This window comes from Variovorax sp. (assembly GCF_035634955.1).
Lineage (GTDB): Bacteria > Pseudomonadota > Gammaproteobacteria > Burkholderiales > Burkholderiaceae_C > Variovorax.
Window position 1 is genome coordinate 246,024 of sequence record NZ_DASQBZ010000025.1, and the last position, 16,940, is coordinate 262,963.

The following is a 16,940-nucleotide window of genomic DNA, read 5'->3' on the forward strand; positions in this document are numbered from 1 at the left end:
CTCCACAGATCGCCCACAAGTTGTCCAACAAACAGCACACAGCGTCTGTTGATAATCTGTAGATAACTTCCTTGTTGTGGTCCTGCAACGAGCTTCCCGGCCGGTCTTCGCGGCTGTACGCGCCCCCCTTTTTGCCTACAATGAAGCTCCAACTACTGCAGTTGCCATTGCTTGTTGGTTCAGGGCGCGTCTCCTAGAGGACGCGCCCTTTTTTCTTGTCCGCTGGCGCATGCCACGAGCCAATTCAAGTACTTAAGCTTTCTCGTTGATGAATCACATCAGAAACTTTTCGATCATCGCGCACATCGACCATGGCAAGTCGACGCTCGCTGATCGCCTCATCCAGCGCTGTGGCGGCCTCACCGAACGCGAGATGGAAGCGCAAGTGCTCGACTCGATGGACATCGAACGCGAGCGTGGGATAACCATCAAGGCACAGACCGCAGCGCTGCAATACAAAGCGCGTGATGGGCAGGTCTACAACCTCAATCTGATCGACACGCCCGGTCACGTGGACTTCTCCTACGAGGTCTCGCGTTCGCTGTCGGCGTGCGAAGGCGCGTTGCTCGTCGTCGATGCGTCGCAGGGCGTCGAAGCACAGACAGTCGCGAACTGCTACACCGCGCTCGACCTCGGCGTCGAGGTGCTGCCCGTGCTCAACAAGATGGATCTGCCGCAGGCCGACCCCGACAACGCAAAGGCCGAAGTCGAGGATGTGATCGGCATCGACGCCTCCGATGCGATCCCATGCTCGGCCAAGACCGGCCTGGGCATCGACGAGATCCTCGAGGCCATCGTCGCGAAGGTTCCCGCGCCGCGTGGCAATCCGCAAGCCGCGCTGCGCGCCATGATCATCGACAGCTGGTTCGATGCGTACGTGGGCGTGGTCATGCTGGTGCGCGTGGTCGACGGTCGCCTGGCCAAGGGCGAGCGCATCAAGATGATGGCCACCGGCGCGACCTACAACGCGGACAACCTGGGCGTGTTCACGCCGGGCAACTCGCCGCGTGAATCACTCGAGGCCGGCGAAGTGGGCTACATCATCGCGGGCATCAAGGAGTTGCAGGCCGCCAAGGTGGGCGACACCGTGACGCTGATCAAGACCGGCAGCGGCGGCGCGGCCGCCACCGCGACCGAGCCGTTGCCTGGCTTCAAGGAAATCCAGCCGCAGGTCTTTGCAGGCCTCTATCCGACGGAGGCGAGCGAGTACGACCAGCTGCGCGACGCGCTCGAGAAGCTCAAGCTCAACGACGCCTCGCTGCACTACGAGCCCGAGGTCAGCCAGGCCCTGGGCTTCGGCTTCCGGTGCGGCTTCCTCGGATTGCTGCACATGGAAATCGTGCAGGAGCGCCTGGAGCGCGAATTCGACCAGGACCTCATCACGACCGCGCCGAGCGTGGTCTACGAAGTGGTCAAGAGCGACGGCGAGGTCATCATGGTCGAGAACCCCTCGAAGATGCCCGACGTCGGCCGCATGGCGGAGATCCGCGAGCCGATCGTGACGGTGCACCTGTACATGCCGCAGGACTACGTCGGGCCGGTGATGACGCTGGCCAACCTCAAGCGCGGCGTGCAGATCAACATGGCCTATCACGGCCGGCAGGTCATGCTCACGTACGAGATGCCGCTGGGCGAGATCGTGCTGGACTTCTTCGACAAGCTCAAGTCGGTCAGCCGCGGCTACGCGTCGATGGACTACGAGTTCAAGGAGTACCGGGCTTCGGACGTGGTGAAGGTCGACATCCTGCTCAATGGCGAGAAGGTCGATGCGCTGTCGATCATCGTGCACCGGTCACAGTCGCAGTATCGCGGCCGCGCCGTGGTAGCCAAGATGCGCGAGATCATTTCCCGCCAGATGTTCGACGTCGCGATCCAGGCGGCCATCGGAGCCAACATCATTGCGCGTGAGACAATCAAGGCCCTTCGCAAGAACGTCCTGGCCAAGTGCTACGGGGGCGACATTACCCGCAAGCGCAAGCTGCTCGAAAAGCAGAAGGCGGGCAAGAAGCGCATGAAGCAGATCGGTGCGGTGGAAGTGCCCCAAGAGGCTTTCCTGGCGATCCTGCAAGTCGAAGACTAACAAGTACAAATGCCCTTTCTCACTTCCATCATCCTGGCCGCGTTCGTCGGCTACATCGGCGCCTGGTACGTGGGCGCAGTCGAAGGCAATTTCGCTCTCCTGCTTTTCCTGGCGACCGTCGTCACCGGCGTGTACTGGCTGGCCGAGCGGCTGTACTTCCTGCCGCGCCGCCGTCGCGCCGCCGCGACGTACGAGCAGAATCTGGCGCAGCGCAAGGAAGAACTGGCCAGGCAAGGCATCAGCCAGACCGACGCGGTGGACCCGAAGGCAAGCGAGCGCCTGCTCATGCAGCCCTGGTGGCTCGACTGGACCGCCGGCCTGTTTCCGGTGATCCTGGCGGTCTTCCTGCTGCGTTCGTTCCTGTTCGAGCCGTTCAAGATTCCGTCCGGATCGATGATGCCGACGCTGCTGACCGGCGACCTGATTCTGGTCAACAAGTTCACCTACGGACTGCGCCTGCCGATCGTCAACACCAAGCTCACCGAGGGCACGCCGCCCAAGCGCGGCGACGTCATGGTGTTCCGCTATCCGCCCCAGCCGAGCCTCGACTACATCAAGCGGGTGGTCGGCGTGCCCGGCGACGAAGTGGCCTACCTGAACAAGCGCCTGACGGTGAACGGCAAGCCCATTTCCAAGGAAGCCATGCCGGACTACTTCGACCAGGAGACCATGCGCTACCTCAAGGAATACAAGGAAGACCTGAGCGGCGTCGAGCACAAGATTCTCAACGACGAATCACGGCGTGCCGGCTTGTCGGAGGCGGAGGTTTCGCAGTTCCCAAATCGTGACAATTGCCGTTACAGTGTTGAAGGCGTTGTATGCAAGGTGCCGCCCGGCCATTACTTCATGATGGGCGACAACCGTGACAACTCGCTGGACTCGCGCTATTGGGGCTTCGTTCCGGACAAGAACATCGTCGGCCGGGCGTTCGTCATCTGGATGAACTTCGGAGACTTCAAGCGCATCGGTTCGTTCCAGTAGTCGGCAGTCAGTACAAACAATTCAGTCTCGAGAGGGAATCGGCATGAGGTCTATGCGTTGGGCGGGTGCGGCGCGGCAGCGGGGTATCTCCTTCATCGGCCTGCTGTTCGTTGCCATCGTGGTCGGCTGCATCGGTGTGGTCGTGGCACAGGTGATTCCGACGCTGATCGAATACCAGGCCATCCTGAAGGCGTCCAAGAAGGCGGCCGAAGGCACGACGGTGCCAGAGGTGCGGGCCATCTTCGACCGCGCGCAGTCCATCGACGACTTCCAGGCCGTCAACGGCAAGGACCTGCTGGTGCAGAAGCAGGGCGACAAGGTGGTGGTGTCCTTCAACTACGAGAAGGAGATCCACCTGTTCGGCCCGGCCTTCCTGTTGCTCAAATACGCGGGCAGCTCGAGCTAGCCCCGCGACTGAACGTTCCCCAGCCGTGTCGGAAAGCGCTCTCGCCGCGCTGCAAGCGCGCATCCGACACCGTTTCTCGGATCCGCGCCTGCTGGAGCGCGCGCTCACTCATCGCAGTTTCTCCGCTGATCACAACGAACGCCTGGAATTCCTGGGCGATTCGGTGTTGAACCTGGCGGTGTCGCACCTGCTGTTCAGCCGCCTGTCCCAATTGCCGGAAGGCGACCTCTCGCGCGTGCGTGCCAACCTGGTCAAGCAGGACACCCTGCACCGCCTGGCCGTGCAGCTGGCGCTGTCGCCGCTGTTGCGCCTGGGCGAAGGGGAGTCCAGGTCCGGCGGGGCGAATCGGCCGTCCATACTGGCCGACGCACTCGAGGCGCTGATCGGGGCCGTCTACCTGGATGCAGGCTTCGAGTCGGCGCGGGCCCTGGTGCATCGCCTGTTCGAGGGTATCGAGATCAGCGCGCGGATGGACGCAGCCGCCAAGGATCCGAAGACCGAATTGCAGGAATGGCTGCAGGGTCACAAAATGAAGCTGCCCGCCTACCGCGTGGCGGCAACGCTGGGCGCGGCCCACAAGCAGACCTTCGAGGTGGAATGCGAAGTCGTCGAACTCGGCTGGAGCGAACGCGGCATCGGTGCCTCCCGCCGAGCCGGAGAGCAGGCGGCGGCCGCTGCCATGCTGCTGCGCCTGAAGGCGCGCAACCAGGGAAAGAAATGAACCAGCACACCCCCAAGCAGCCCCCTTCGCCCGACGTACCGGATGCGGCGGGATCAGCCGGCGAGCAGGCGGGTCCGGAGCCAGCCACGCTTCCGGAAATGCCGGAAATGCCGGAAATGCCGGAAATGCCGGCCGCCGTACCCGGCCGCCGCTGCGGCCTGGTGGCGATCGTCGGCAAGCCCAACGTCGGCAAGTCGACGCTGCTCAACGCGCTGGTGGGCCAGAAGATCAGCATCACCTCGCGCAAGGCGCAGACCACGCGCCACCGCATCACCGGCATGCGCACCCTGGCGCAGCCCGACGGCACCGGCACCCAGTTCGTGTTCGTCGACACGCCCGGATTCCAGACCCGGCACGCCAATGCCCTGAACCGCTCGCTCAACAAGACGGTGCTGGGCGCCGTGGCCGATGTCGACCTGATCCTGTTCGTCGTGGAAGCCGGCAGCTTCACCCCGGCAGACGCAAAGGTGCTGTCGTTGCTGGGCAAGGGCATTCCGGTGTTGCTCATCGCCAACAAGCTCGACAACGTCCATCGGCGCGCCGACCTGGCGCCCTGGCTGGCCAGGATGCAGAAGGACCATCCCTTCGCTGAGTACATGCCCATGACGGCCAAGAACGCGGCCGACGTCAAGCGTCTGCTGGCCTTGTGCGAGAAATACCTGCCCGAGCAGGACTGGTGGTACGACCAGGAGGAACTGACCGATCGCAGCGAACGCTTCCTGGCGGGCGAGACGGTGCGCGAGAAGCTGTTCCGCCTGACCGGCGACGAACTTCCGTACACCTCGACCGTGGTGATCGACAAGTTCGAGGAAGAGCCGCCGCAGCGCAAGGGCAACAAGCGCCTGCTGCGCATCGCCGCCACGATCGTGGTCGAGCGCGACGGCCACAAGGCGATGGTCATCGGGGACAAGGGCGAGCGCATCAAGCGCATCGGCACCGAGGCGCGGCAGGAGCTCGAGAAGCTCATGGACGCCAAGGTATTCCTCGAGATGTGGGTCAAGGTGCGCTCGGGCTGGGCTGACGACGAAGCGCGCGTGCGCTCCTTCGGCTACGAGTAGCCGTGGCCACGAATCGCGTCGCGCACGAGCCGGCGTTCGTGCTGCACCGCTATGACTGGAGCGAATCCAGCCTCATCCTGGAGACCTTCACCCGTCACCACGGGCGCGTGGCGCTGGTGGCCAAGGGCGCCAAGCGGCCGTCGTCGAACTTCCGGCCGGTGCTGCTGCCGCTGCAGCCGCTGCACGTGAGCTTCGGCGGCGACGCAGAGATCCGCACGCTCAAGTCCGCCGAGTGGATGGGTGGCCACGTCATGCCGACCGGCGAAGCGCTCCTGGCCGGCTACTACCTGAACGAACTGCTGATGCGCCTGCTGGCGCGCGACGATCCGCATCCGGCCCTGTTCGATGCCTACGGCGGCGCCGTGGAGGTGCTGGCCGGCGATCACGCCGCCGCGCGCGGCGCGGCGCAGTCGGCGGCGATGCGCGCGTTCGAACTCATCCTGCTGCGTGAAGTCGGCCTGCTGCCCGCGCTGGATGCCCAGACTTCCACGCTGGCGCCGGTGGAAGACGCCCGGGCCTACGCCCTGGTGCCGGAGGCCGGGCTGCGCGAGGCCGAAGGGGGAGAAAACGCCCTGTCGGGCGCGCAATGGCAGGCCCTGCAAGGCGCACTCGACGCGCGGCTGCCCTTTACCGCCGCGCTGCGCCAGATCGCGGGGCTCGCCGCCGGCGGCAACGCTGCGCTCAGGCATCAACTGCGCGTGCTGCTCAACTACCATTGCGGCGTCGCGACGCTGCGCACGCGGCAATTGATGCGGGACCTGCAAGCACTATGAGCCATCCGACGACCGCCCTTTCAATCAACCTCAACAAGGTCGCCCTGGTGCGCAACACGCGCCACCTGGGCATCCCCAGCGTGACAGTCGCTGCTGCCGCCTGCCTGGAGGCGGGGGCGCAGGGCATCACCGTGCATCCACGTCCCGACGAACGCCATATGCGCGCGCAGGACGTGCACGAGTTGTCCGGACTGCTGCGGCGCGATTGGCCGGCAGCCGAATTCAACATCGAAGGCAACCCGTTCCACAACCTGATGCCGTTCGTGCGCGAACTGCGCCCGCAGCAGGCCACCTTCGTGCCGGACAGCGAGGACCAGTTCACCAGCGATCACGGCTGGACCTTTCCGCAGGACGCGGAGCGGCTGCAGCCGCTGGTGGCCGAGTGCCGCGCCCTGGGCGTGCGGGTGAGCCTCTTCATGGATCCGGTGCCCGGAATGATGGCCGCCGCCCGCGCCACCGGCGCCGACCGGGTCGAGCTCTATACGGAGGGATATGCCGCGGCGCGCGGTACCGCGCGCGCCGACGCCGTGCTGCGCCAGTATGCCGAGGCGGCTCGCGCCGCGCAGGCAGCGGGCCTGCAGGTCAACGCCGGCCATGACCTGAACCGCGAGAACCTGAGCGACTTCCTGCATGCGGTGCCGGGCGTGTGCGAGGTCTCGATCGGCCACGCCTTCATCGCCGATGCCCTCGAAATGGGCTATTCGGCGGCCACGCGCGACTACCTGCGCTGCATCGAGGCGGCGCGGTGATCTACGGCATCGGCACCGACGTGTGCGACATCCGCCGTGTTGCCGCGACCTTCGAGCGGCAAGGCGAGCGCTTTGCCACCCGCGTGCTGGGCGACGCCGAACTGGTGGTGTGGCGCAGCCGCAGCGCCCGCTGGCCCAAGCGCGGCCTGCGCTACCTGGCGACCCGCTTCTCGGCCAAGGAAGCCTTCAGCAAGGCCATCGGCAAGGGAATGCGTTCGCCCATGAGCTGGCGCCTGTGCGAGATACTCAACCAGCCGAGCGGCCAGCCGCAGATCGTGCTGCATGGCGCGCTCAAGGAGTGGTTCGAGGCACGCGGCCTGGCCGCCCACGTCACCGTGACCGACGAAACCGACTACGCCGCCAGCTTCGTGGTGGTCGAGCGCACCGCATGAACCGCCACACCATCGACCATGCGCCGCTCGTCATCGACGTCGCAGGCCCGGCGCTCGACGCCGCCGATCGCCGCCGCCTGCAGGATCCGCTGGTGGGCGCCGTCATCCATTTCGCGCGCAACTGGAAGGACCGCGCCACGCTGGCCATGCTCAACCGCGAGATCAAGGCGATGCGCCCGGACCTGCTGATCTGCGTCGACCAGGAGGGCGGGCGAGTGCAGCGCTTCCGCACCGATGGCTTCACGCGCCTGCCGCCGATGCGCGCGCTGGGCGAACTGTGGATGAAGGATGCAATGCGCGCCGTGCAGGCTGCCACCGCCTGCGGCCTTGTGTTGGCGACCGAACTGCGCGCTTGCGGCGTCGACTTCAGCTTTGCCCCGGTGCTCGACCTCGATCATGGCTGCAGCGGCGTCATCGGCGACCGCAGCTTTCATCGCGACCCGCGCGTCGTCGCGCTGCTCGCGCAGGCAGTCGCGCACGGCATGCTGCAGGCGGGCATGGCCTGTTGCGGCAAGCATTTCCCGGGACATGGCTTCGTCAAGGCGGACTCGCATGTCGAGATTCCGGTGGACCGGCGCAGCCTCAAGGCGATCCTGGCGGACGATGCGCGACCCTTCGAGTGGCTGGCCGGCAGCCTTGCGGCCGTGATGCCGGCGCACGTCATCTATGCGAAGGTGGACGATCTTCCGGCCGGATTCTCTCCGCGCTGGCTGCAGGAGATCCTGCGTGGCCGCCTGGGCTTCGAAGGCGCCATCTTCAGCGACGACCTCAACATGGAGGCGGCGCGCCACCTGCGCGGCGAGCAGTTGGGTTTTGCCGATGCCGCGCTGGCGGCGCTGGCCGCCGGCTGCGACATGGCGTTGCTGTGCAACCGCAGCCTGGGCGACGGCGCCGTGCTGGACGCCTTTTTGCGCGACGTCGCGAGCGCACGCCGGGATGGCCGCTGGCAACCGAGCGCCGCCAGCGAGGCGCGCCGCCAGGCCTTGTTGCCGCGCGGCCCGGCGCCGACCTGGGAATCGCTGGCCCAGGCACCCGCGTATCAACGTGCGGTGGCGCTGGTGCGCACGCTCGTGGCGGCGCCGGGCGCCTGATCGGTCGCTACCGGGCTGCTGCGTCGGGCGCGGCGCCCGCGGCCGGCCAGAGCGGCTCCCCGTTCGCGTCGAGGTGCGTAAGGTATAGGCGCAGGTCGAACTCGTACTGGTGGTAGTGCGGCTCCATGTGCGTGCACAACGCGTAGAAGGCCTTGTCGTGGGCGCCTTCCTTCATGTGCGCGAGCTCGTGCACGACGATCATGCGCAGCCATTCGAGCGGCACGTTGCGAAACACGCTGGCGATCCGGATCTCCCGCTTGGCCTTGAGGCGACCGCCCTGCACGCGCGAAACCGTGGTGTGGGTGCCCAGGGCATTGCGGATCACGTGCAGCTTGTTGTCGTAGGCCACCTTCGCCAGCGGCCCCGCATTGCCCATCGATTCGCTCTTGAGCGTGCTGACGTAGTCGAACAGGGCGCCGTCGGTGCGCACCGCGTGCGCCGTGGGGTAGCGCTGCAGCAGCAGGCCACCGAGGCTGCCGGCGGCGATGCACTCGCGGGCCTGCGCGAGCAGGGCCGGCGGGTAGCCGCTCAGGTATTTCATCGGGTCGCGCTGCCGTAGCGTGCGCGCGCGGCGTAGGCCAGGCCGGCAGCGACGCCGCCGAACAGGTCGCCCTCGACCAGCGGCACGTCGACGAAGGCCTTGCGCAAGGCGTGCTGGAATGGCCGCAGCGCGGAAGACCCGCCGGTCAGGTAGATCGCCGCAAGGTCACCGGTGCGCAGGCCCGCCGCCCGCACGCAGGCCCGCGCGCAGACTGTGACGTCCTCGAGTGCCGCGGCCAGGTGCTGTGCCATATCGCCGGGCGACAGCGTGGCGGCGAGGTCGCGCTCGGCAAAGGACAGGTCGACCTGCATCGGCTGGTCTTCCATCGAAACGCGGATCTTGGCCTGCTCGACCTCGTTTGCGATGCGGTGGCCGTGACGGCCTTCCAGCACCGCCATCAGTCGGTCGTGCATGCGCCGCTCGCTGTAGTTGCTGCGCAGCCGTGCCGCCTGGGCCATCGCCTTGGGGGCCTGTAGCCAGTGGATCAGGTGCCAGGTGGACAGGTCGAAGAACACGCTGCTGGGCACCTCGCGCCCGTCCGGTCCAACGTGGCGGTAGCCGAGCAGCGGCATCACGCGCTCGAGGTTCAGGCGCTGGTCGAAGTCGGTGCCGCCGATGTGGACGCCGCTGGTGGCCAGGATGTCCTGCTCTCGGTCGGAAGCGGCGATGCGCTCCGGTCCGAGGCGCACCACAGTGAAGTCGGACGTGCCGCCGCCGATGTCGACGATGAGCACCAGCGCTTCGCGGGTCACGCGCTGCTCGTAGTCGAAGGCTGCGGCAATCGGCTCGGGCTGGAAGGCCACGTCCCGGAAGCCGGCGCTGTGTGCTGCCTGGCGCAGGCTGTCTTCGGCGCGCGCGTCGCGCTTGGCATCGTCGTCGACGAAGTGCACCGGACGCCCGATCACCGCTTGCACGGGGCGCGTGCCCAGTTCACGCTCGGCCCGGACGGCCAGTTCGTGCAGGTAGCGCGCAATGATGTCCTGGAAGCTCACCAGGCCGTCGTAGACGGCGGTCGTCTCCTGCATGAGCGCGCTGCCCAGCAGGCTCTTGAGCGAGCGCATCAGGCGGCCTTCGGTGCCAGCCAGGTAGTGGGCGATGGCATCGCGGCCGAAGTGCGTGCAGCGATCCTCGGCGTTGAAGAACAGCGCCGTTGGCATGGCCGTGTTCTCGCCCTCGATGGGCAGGAGCCGGGCCGGCGCTTGCGCAAGGGCGCAGGCCGCGGCCGAGTTCGAGGTGCCGAAGTCGACACCGATCGCGTAGTGCTGACTGCTCAAGTTTTCTTCTGGAGCAAGGTCAACCTTCCCGCCGCAGCGCGGGGAACAGGATCACGTCGCGGATGCTGGGCGAATCGGTCAGCAGCATCATCAGCCGGTCGATGCCAATGCCGCAGCCGCCGGTGGGCGGCATGCCGTATTCGAGTGCGCGCACGAAATCGTGGTCGAAGAACATGGCTTCGTCGTCGCCGCTGTCTTTGGCCGCCACCTGGGCGTTGAAGCGCGCGGCCTGGTCCTCGGCGTCGTTGAGTTCCGAGAAGCCGTTGCCGAACTCGCGCCCGGTGATGTAGAGCTCGAAGCGCTCGGTGACTTCGGGCCGGTCGTCGTTGGCACGTGCCAGCGGCGAGATCTCGGTCGGGTGCTCCATGATGAAGGTCGGCTGCCACAGCTTTTCCTCCACCGTCTCCTCGAAGTACATCACCTGCAGGCTGGCCAGGCTGCGGCCGGCCAGGCGGTCTTTTTCCTCGCTCAGGCCCAGCTTGCGCAATTCGGCGCGCAACCACTGCGCATCGTCGACATGGTCGCCGGCCGCGGTGTGGGCGATGATCGCCTCACGGATCGTCAGGCGTGCGAACGGCTGGCCGAGGTCGACCGGCTTTCCCTGGTAGTCCAGTTGGAGCGAGCCGACGGTCTTCTCGGCGATGCTGCGAATCAGCGTCTCCGTGAAGTCCATCAGGTCGCGGTAGTTCCAGTAGGCCGCGTAGAACTCCATCATGGTGAATTCCGGGTTGTGCCGGACCGAGATGCCCTCGTTGCGGTAGCTGCGGTTGATCTCGAACACGCGCTCGAAGCCGCCCACGATGAGCCGCTTGAGGTACAGCTCCGGCGCGATGCGCAGGAACATTTCCTGGTCGAGCGCGTTGTGGTGTGTCTTGAAGGGCTTGGCGTTGGCGCCGCCCGGAATCGGGTGCAGCATCGGCGTCTCGACCTCCAGGAAGTCGTGCGACACCATGAAGTCGCGCAGGGCGCTGACCGCCCGGCTGCGGCGGGTGAACCGCTCGCGCGCCGATTCGTCGGTGATCAGGTCCACATAGCGCTGGCGGTATTTCTGCTCCTGGTCCGCCATGCCATGGAACTTGTCGGGCAGCGGCCGCAGGCTCTTGGTCAGCAGGCGCAGGCGCGTCACCTTGACTGACAGCTCGCCGGTCTTGGTCTTCATCAACGTGCCTTCGGCCCCCAGGATGTCGCCTAGGTCCCAGCGCTTGAAGTCTGCATAGACTTCCTCGCCGAGCGCGTCGCGCGTGACGTACAACTGGATCCGGCCGGTGGCGTCCTGGACGGTGGCGAAGCTCGCCTTGCCCATGACGCGCTTGAGCATCATGCGTCCGGCAACGCTCACGCCGACCGGTTGTGCCTCAAGTGCCTCGGCCGTGCTCTGGGCATGGGCGGCGAGCAGTTCGGCGGCGCGTTGCCCGGGCTTGAAGTCGTTCGGGAAGGCCACCCCCTTGCCGTCGGCCTGGGCCGCCCGCAGGGCCTTGAGCTTCTCGCGGCGCTCCGCGATCAGTTGGTTGTCATCGGTCGCGGGGGGCGCGGCGGGTGGCGTGGCTTGGGTCATGGGAACGAGGATAGGTGCCCGGGGTACGCGCCGGGATGCGCGGGGAATCAGGGAAGAAGGCGAGGGCGTCGGAAAGGGCCGCCGAGCAGAACCGTGCCGGTTCGAAGCAAGGCCCGCCTTCAGCGCAACCCGCTATTTTAAGGCGACGGGGCCCATCGCGCGGCGACGGCTCCGCCGGGGCGCTCAGCCCCTGGCAATGCCGGTGCGGGCCAGCAGGTCGCTCACCAGCTCCAGTCGCAGCAACGGGCTGTCCAGCTCCATCAGACGCTGGCGCAATTCCGGTGGCAGGGGCAGCAGTTCGCACCAGCGGTTGGCCACCCAGCCGCAGTCGTCGAGCCGGTGGGGCAGGGCGATGGGCGGCCCCGCGGCTTCCGCGTCGTCCGCCTGGCGCCGCAGCGACAGGGTGGCGATCACGCGCTCGAGTGCGCGAACGCAGTGGGCAAGGTCATCGGGCACGGGCGTGGCCACGTCGTCCGGCACCCAGGCCACGCGGGCCGTCCACAGGCCGTTCTTTTCCTGCCGGCTGTCGACGACGCGGAAGCGCCGGGTGCCGCGGCACTCGATGCGCAGCAGAGCCGGCTGCGGGGCCTCGTAGCGGCTGATCCCGGCCAGCGTGCCGACGCTGGCAAATCGCTCCGCCGGTGCGCCGGCCACGCGGACTTCGGCGCCCTGGGTCAGCCCGACCACGCCGAATGGCGAGCCGGTCTTGTGCGCCTGTCCGACCATCTGCAGATAGCGCAGCTCGAAGACGCGCAGCGACAGGACGCCGTCCGGGAAGAGCACGCTGCCGAGCGGGAACAAAGGCAAGTGGGTGAGGTCGGTCGTTGTCATGAAGGGCGTCCGGGCGTGGCTATCATCGCATTCCGGATCTCCACGGCGCGCCAATGCTCTACCAAATCCCCTCGTTCCTTCTCGACGTGATCGCAGGCCTGTTCGGTGGCGCCTGCCTGCTGCGCCTGTACATGCAGTACCACCGGGTGCCGTTCGGCAATCCATTGGGGCGATTCATCTTCGCCATCACCGATTGGATCGTGCTGCCGCTGCGGCGCGTCCTGCCGTCGGTGCGGCGCTGGGACCTGGCCAGCCTGGTCGCCGCCTGGCTGCTGGTGATGGCCAAGTTCCTCATCTTCTTCCTGCTGATCGGCGCGGGCGCGCGCTTCAGCGTGCTGCCGCTGATCTCGGTGATCGGGCTGCTGCAACTGACGGTGTCCGGCCTGACGGCCCTGCTGATCGTCTACGCCATCCTGTCGTGGGTGCCGACGGCCTCGTCGATGCTGCACGACCTCGTGTCCCGCCTGGCCGAGCCGCTGGTGCGGCCTGTGCGCAAGCGCATCCCGCTCGTCGGCGGCGTCGACTTGTCGCCGCTGGTTGTCATCGTCCTGCTGCAAGTGGTGGCGATCGCGCTGGGCGACGCCCAGGCGTGGGCCTACGGCCTGGGACGCTGAAGGCGAAAAAAAGCCCCGCGTTCGCGGGGCGCGCTTGCGGCCGGGCGGCCGCGCGGCGTTCAGGCCACCGCGTCGGCCGGCTGGCGCTGCAGCATGGCCAGGGTGCTGGCAATGGTCTTGCGCAGTTCGCGCCGGTCGCAGATGAAATCGACCGCACCCTTTTCCTGAAGGAACTCGGCGCGCTGGAAGCCAGCGGGCAGCTTCACGCGCACGGTGGACTCGATCACGCGCGGGCCGGCAAATCCGATCAGTGCCTTGGGCTCGGCAATCACGACGTCGCCCATGAACGCGAAGCCGGCGCTCACGCCGCCCATCGTCGGGTCGGTCAGCACGCTGATGTACGGCAGGCCCTTCTTGGCCAGGCGCGTGAGCGCCGCATTGGTCTTGGCCATCTGCATGAGCGACAGCAGCCCCTCCTGCATGCGCGCGCCGCCGGTGGCGGTGAAGCAGACGAACGGCACTTTCTGGTCGATGGCGGTTTCGACCCCGCGCACGAAGCGCTCGCCCACCACGCTGCCCATGCTGCCGCCCATGAATTCGAATTCGAAGCAGGCTGCAACCAGATTGATGGTGTGGACGGAGCCGCCCAAGACGATCAGCGCGTCGGTCTCGCCGGTGTTCTCGAGCGCTTCCTTGAGGCGCTCGGGATAGCGGCGGCTGTCCTTGAACTTCAGGGCGTCGACCGGCAGGACCTCCTGGCCGATTTCGTAACGCCCCTCGGCATCGAGAAAGGAGTCGAGCCGGGCGCGGGCGCCAATCCGGTGGTGGTGCGCGCAGTTGGGGCAGACATTCTGGTTGTGCTCCAGGTCGGTCTTGTAGAGAACCGTGTCGCAACTCGGGCACTTGATCCACAGGCCCTCGGGCATCTGGCGGCGTTCGCTCGGCGGGGTCTGGGATATCTTGGGGGGAAGCAGTTTTTCAAGCCAGCTCATGGTTCTTAGCTCCTGGTGCGGGCGGTATTGTGCAGCAGTCGGCGGATTCACCCGCCGGATGCGTTCTTGGCGGTGGCGGCCGGAAGCGCGTCCAGAGCCTCGCGGATCTCGGCGAGGAAGGCGGACACCCGGGCGATGGCCTGTTCGCGCGGCTGGTCTTCGGCCAACTGAATGATCCGGCTGCCGATCACCACCGCGTCGGCCGCGCTGCCTACCGCCTGGGCGGTGCGCGCATCGCGGATGCCGAAACCCACGCCAACCGGAATCTTCACATGCTCGCGAATGCGCGGCAGCATGCGGCCGACCGCCTCGGTATCGAGGTGTCCGGCGCCCGTGACGCCCTTGAGCGACACGTAGTAGACGTAGCCCGAGGCGATGCGCGCCACCTGCTGCATGCGTTCGCTGGTGCTGGTCGGCGCCAGCAGGAAGATCAGGTCGATGCCGTGGCCGCGCAGCGCCTCGGCAAACGCCTCGCATTCCTCCGGCGGATAGTCGACCACCAGCACGCCATCGACGCCGGCGGCGGCCGCGTCGCGCACGAACGCGCCGGCGCCGTTCACTTGCTCGTAGCGTTCGATCGGGTTGGCATAGCCCATCAGCACGACCGGCGTGGCGCCGTCGCGGATGCGGAAGTCGCGCACCATGTCGAGCACCTGGCGCATGCCGACGCCCAGTGCCAGCGCGGCCTCGCCGGCCTTCTGGATCACCGGGCCGTCCGCCATGGGGTCGGAGAAGGGTACGCCCAGTTCGATCACGTCGGCGCCCGATTCGACCATGGCGTGCATCAGCGCCGGGGTGATGTCGGCCTGCGGGAAGCCGGCGGTCACGTAGGGAATCAGTGCGCGCCGGCCTTCGGCGCGCAACCTGGCGAAGGTGTCGGCGATGCGGGTCATGCCTGGCCTCCCTTGACGGTATGGCCGCGCATGGACGGCCGGTCGTAGAAGTCGATGCCCGACAGGTCGGCAACGGTGCCGATGTCCTTGTCGCCCCGGCCGGACAGGTTCACCAGGATCGACTGGTCCGGCCGCATGGTCGGCGCCAGCTTGAGCGCATGCGCGACCGCGTGGCTCGATTCGAGCGCCGGAATGATGCCTTCGGTCCGGCACAGGTGATGGAAGGCGTCGAGCGCTTCCTTGTCGGTGATGCCGACGTATTCCGCCCGGCCGATGTCCGCCAGGTAGGCATGTTCGGGGCCCACGCCGGGGTAGTCCAGCCCGGCGCTGATGCTGTGCGTCTCGGTGATCTGGCCGTCGGTGTCCTGCAGCAGGTAGGTGCGGTTGCCGTGCAGAACGCCCGGGCTGCCGCGCAGGATGGAGGCCGCGTGCTTGCCGCTGTCCAGGCCCTGGCCGGCCGCCTCCACGCCGATCAGCCGGGTCGAGGCGAACGGGATGTACGGGTGGAAGATGCCGATGGCGTTGCTGCCGCCGCCGACGCAGGCGATCACCACGTCCGGCTGCTTGCCTTGCGCTTCGCCGGTGATGCCCTGGTCGGCGAGCATGCCCGGCATCTGCGCAATGCATTCCTGGCCGATCACGCTCTGGAAATCGCGCACCATGGTCGGGTAGGGGTGCGGGCCGGCCACGGTGCCGATGATGTAGAAGGTGTCTTCGACGTTGGTGACCCAGTCGCGCATGGCTTCGTTCAGCGCGTCCTTGAGGGTGCGGCTTCCCGATTCGACCGGCACCACCCTGGCGCCGAGCAGATGCATGCGGTAGACGTTCGGGCTCTGGCGCTTGACGTCTTCTGCGCCCATGTAGACCACGCATTCCAGACCGTAGCGGGCACAGATGGTGGCGGTGGCCACCCCGTGCTGGCCGGCGCCGGTCTCGGCGATCACGCGCGGCTTGCCCATGCGACGCGCCAGCATGGCCTGGCCGATGGTGTTGTTCACCTTGTGTGCGCCGGTGTGGTTCAGGTCTTCGCGCTTGAGGTAGATCTGCGCGCCGCCCAGCTCGCGGCTGGTGCGCGCGGCGTGGTAGATCGGCGATGGCCGGCCGACGAAATGGGCCAGTTCATAGCGGAATTCGGCCTGGAAGTCCGGGTCGTCCTTGTAGCGGGCGTAGGCGTCGCGCAGCTCGTTGATCGCGTGGGTGAGCGTCTCGCTGGCGAAGGTGCCGCCATAGATGCCGAAATGGCCGCTGGCGTCGGGTTGCTGGTAGTCGAACATGATGGTGTCTCGAAGCCTCGAGGGTGGTCCGCCGGAGGCGGCCCTCGAATGGCTGCCGGCGGCGGATGGAATCTAGGAGGCGAAGGCGTCGGCCGCCCGAACGGCAGCCACGAATTCGCGGATCTTGCCGGCGTCCTTGATGCCCTTGGCGGACTCGACGCCGGAACTCACGTCAACGGCCGGCGCCTGGCAGCGCGGCCGCAGCCAGGCGATGCCATCGCCGACGTTGGCAGGCGTCAACCCACCAGACAAGACGAGGTGAGCGTTTGCGACGTGTGGAAGGAGTGACCAATCGAATGCCTTGCCGCCCCCGCCGTATCCCTCGACATGGGCGTCGAGCAGGATGGCCTGGGCGTCCGAGAATTCCTGGGCGTATTTTACGAGGTCGAAGGCTCCCGCGGCGGGGCCGAGCGGAATGCGGGCCGCTCGCAGGAACCGATGGGCGCCCGCGCCGCTGCCGGCGCGGCACTGGGCGGCGGTCTCGTCGCCGTGGAATTGCGCCAGCGAACCCGGCACGGCGGCAAGCGCGCGCGCGGAAACCGCGGGTTCCTCGTTCACGAAAAGCAGCACCGGCGTGACGAACGGCGGCAGCCGCGAGGCCAACTGCGCTGCCCGCTCGGCGCTCACGGCGCGCGGGCTCGGCGGGTAGAGCACGAAGCCGATCGCGTCGGCGCCGGCGTCGACGGCGGCGTCGACGTCCTGCTCGCGAGTCAGGCCGCAGATCTTGATGCGAGTGCGCGGTATGGCCATTGGCGGGAGGTCAGGCTGCCGATAG

18 protein-coding genes are annotated in these 16,940 nt (G+C 67.2%); 10 read left to right on the forward strand and 8 right to left on the reverse strand.

What is annotated here, in order from left to right:
* The first annotated feature begins 268 nt into the window (after positions 1-268).
* The 9 genes from lepA to nagZ all read left to right on the forward strand — a co-directional run bounded on the left by lepA (position 269) and on the right by nagZ (position 8,251).
* Complete coding sequence (lepA, locus tag VES41_RS15445) at positions 269-2,080, forward strand: translation elongation factor 4 (RefSeq protein WP_324818646.1); 1,812 nt, start codon at positions 269-271, stop codon at positions 2,078-2,080.
* 9 nt (positions 2,081-2,089) lie between these two features.
* On the forward strand, positions 2,090-3,061 hold the full coding sequence (gene lepB / locus VES41_RS15450) for a signal peptidase I (protein ID WP_324818648.1): 972 nt from the start codon (positions 2,090-2,092) through the stop codon (positions 3,059-3,061).
* A 43-nt stretch (positions 3,062-3,104) separates the two neighbouring features.
* Complete coding sequence (locus VES41_RS15455) at positions 3,105-3,467, forward strand: DUF4845 domain-containing protein (RefSeq protein ID WP_324818650.1); 363 nt, start codon at positions 3,105-3,107, stop codon at positions 3,465-3,467.
* Between the two features lie 25 nt (positions 3,468-3,492).
* Entirely contained in the window at positions 3,493-4,188 is a 696-nt protein-coding gene (rnc, locus tag VES41_RS15460; protein ID WP_324818652.1) for a ribonuclease III, read from the forward strand.
* Between the two features lie 98 nt (positions 4,189-4,286).
* The gene (gene era, locus VES41_RS15465) at positions 4,287-5,246 is read left to right on the forward strand and encodes a GTPase Era (RefSeq protein ID WP_324819542.1); all 960 of its coding nucleotides are present in this window, start codon (positions 4,287-4,289) and stop codon (positions 5,244-5,246) included.
* 2 nt (positions 5,247-5,248) lie between these two features.
* Positions 5,249-6,019: a DNA repair protein RecO gene (gene recO / locus VES41_RS15470; RefSeq protein ID WP_324818655.1), complete on the forward strand. Its 771-nt coding sequence runs from the start codon at positions 5,249-5,251 to the stop codon at positions 6,017-6,019.
* A complete protein-coding gene (locus tag VES41_RS15475) occupies positions 6,016-6,768 on the forward strand; it encodes a pyridoxine 5'-phosphate synthase (protein ID WP_324818658.1) in 753 nt (250 codons plus the stop codon). Before recO ends, VES41_RS15475 begins: the two co-directional genes overlap by 4 nt.
* Positions 6,765-7,160 carry a holo-ACP synthase gene (acpS, locus tag VES41_RS15480; protein WP_324818661.1) on the forward strand — a complete coding sequence of 132 codons (396 nt, stop codon included), beginning with the start codon at positions 6,765-6,767 and terminating at the stop codon, positions 7,158-7,160. Before VES41_RS15475 ends, acpS begins: the two co-directional genes overlap by 4 nt.
* Positions 7,157-8,251 (forward strand): beta-N-acetylhexosaminidase, encoded by a 1,095-nt coding sequence (gene nagZ, locus VES41_RS15485; protein ID WP_324818664.1) that lies wholly within the window; start codon positions 7,157-7,159, stop codon positions 8,249-8,251. The genes acpS and nagZ overlap by 4 nt, the downstream gene beginning before the upstream one ends.
* A 7-nt stretch (positions 8,252-8,258) precedes the next feature.
* Here the strand turns inward: nagZ and VES41_RS15490 are convergent, their stop codons facing one another.
* From VES41_RS15490 to VES41_RS15505, 4 genes are all read right to left on the reverse strand, one after another.
* Complete coding sequence (locus VES41_RS15490) at positions 8,259-8,792, reverse strand: YgjP-like metallopeptidase domain-containing protein (protein WP_324818666.1); 534 nt, start codon at positions 8,790-8,792, stop codon at positions 8,259-8,261.
* Positions 8,789-10,066 (reverse strand): Hsp70 family protein, encoded by a 1,278-nt coding sequence (locus VES41_RS15495; RefSeq protein WP_324818669.1) that lies wholly within the window; start codon positions 10,064-10,066, stop codon positions 8,789-8,791. Before VES41_RS15495 ends, VES41_RS15490 begins: the two co-directional genes overlap by 4 nt.
* A gap of 19 nt (positions 10,067-10,085) precedes the next feature.
* Positions 10,086-11,621 (reverse strand): lysine--tRNA ligase, encoded by a 1,536-nt coding sequence (gene lysS, locus VES41_RS15500; RefSeq protein WP_324818671.1) that lies wholly within the window; start codon positions 11,619-11,621, stop codon positions 10,086-10,088.
* Positions 11,622-11,804: 183 nt separating this feature from the next.
* The gene (locus tag VES41_RS15505; protein WP_324818673.1) at positions 11,805-12,452 is read right to left on the reverse strand and encodes an LON peptidase substrate-binding domain-containing protein; all 648 of its coding nucleotides are present in this window, start codon (positions 12,450-12,452) and stop codon (positions 11,805-11,807) included.
* Positions 12,453-12,505: 53 nt separating this feature from the next.
* On the opposite strand from VES41_RS15505, the gene VES41_RS15510 reads away from it, so the two are divergent.
* A complete protein-coding gene (locus VES41_RS15510; protein WP_324818676.1) occupies positions 12,506-13,066 on the forward strand; it encodes a YggT family protein in 561 nt (186 codons plus the stop codon).
* A 59-nt stretch (positions 13,067-13,125) separates the two neighbouring features.
* Here the strand turns inward: VES41_RS15510 and accD are convergent, their stop codons facing one another.
* The 4 genes from accD to VES41_RS15530 form a co-directional block, all read right to left on the reverse strand.
* A complete protein-coding gene (gene accD / locus VES41_RS15515; RefSeq protein WP_324818678.1) occupies positions 13,126-13,998 on the reverse strand; it encodes an acetyl-CoA carboxylase, carboxyltransferase subunit beta in 873 nt (290 codons plus the stop codon).
* 47 nt (positions 13,999-14,045) lie between these two features.
* The gene (gene trpA, locus VES41_RS15520) at positions 14,046-14,891 is read right to left on the reverse strand and encodes a tryptophan synthase subunit alpha (protein WP_324818680.1); all 846 of its coding nucleotides are present in this window, start codon (positions 14,889-14,891) and stop codon (positions 14,046-14,048) included.
* Positions 14,888-16,165 carry a tryptophan synthase subunit beta gene (gene trpB / locus VES41_RS15525; RefSeq protein ID WP_324818683.1) on the reverse strand — a complete coding sequence of 426 codons (1,278 nt, stop codon included), beginning with the start codon at positions 16,163-16,165 and terminating at the stop codon, positions 14,888-14,890. The genes trpA and trpB overlap by 4 nt, the downstream gene beginning before the upstream one ends.
* Positions 16,166-16,237: 72 nt before the next feature.
* Entirely contained in the window at positions 16,238-16,915 is a 678-nt protein-coding gene (locus VES41_RS15530) for a phosphoribosylanthranilate isomerase (protein ID WP_324818685.1), read from the reverse strand.
* Between the last annotated feature and the right edge of the window lie 25 nt (positions 16,916-16,940).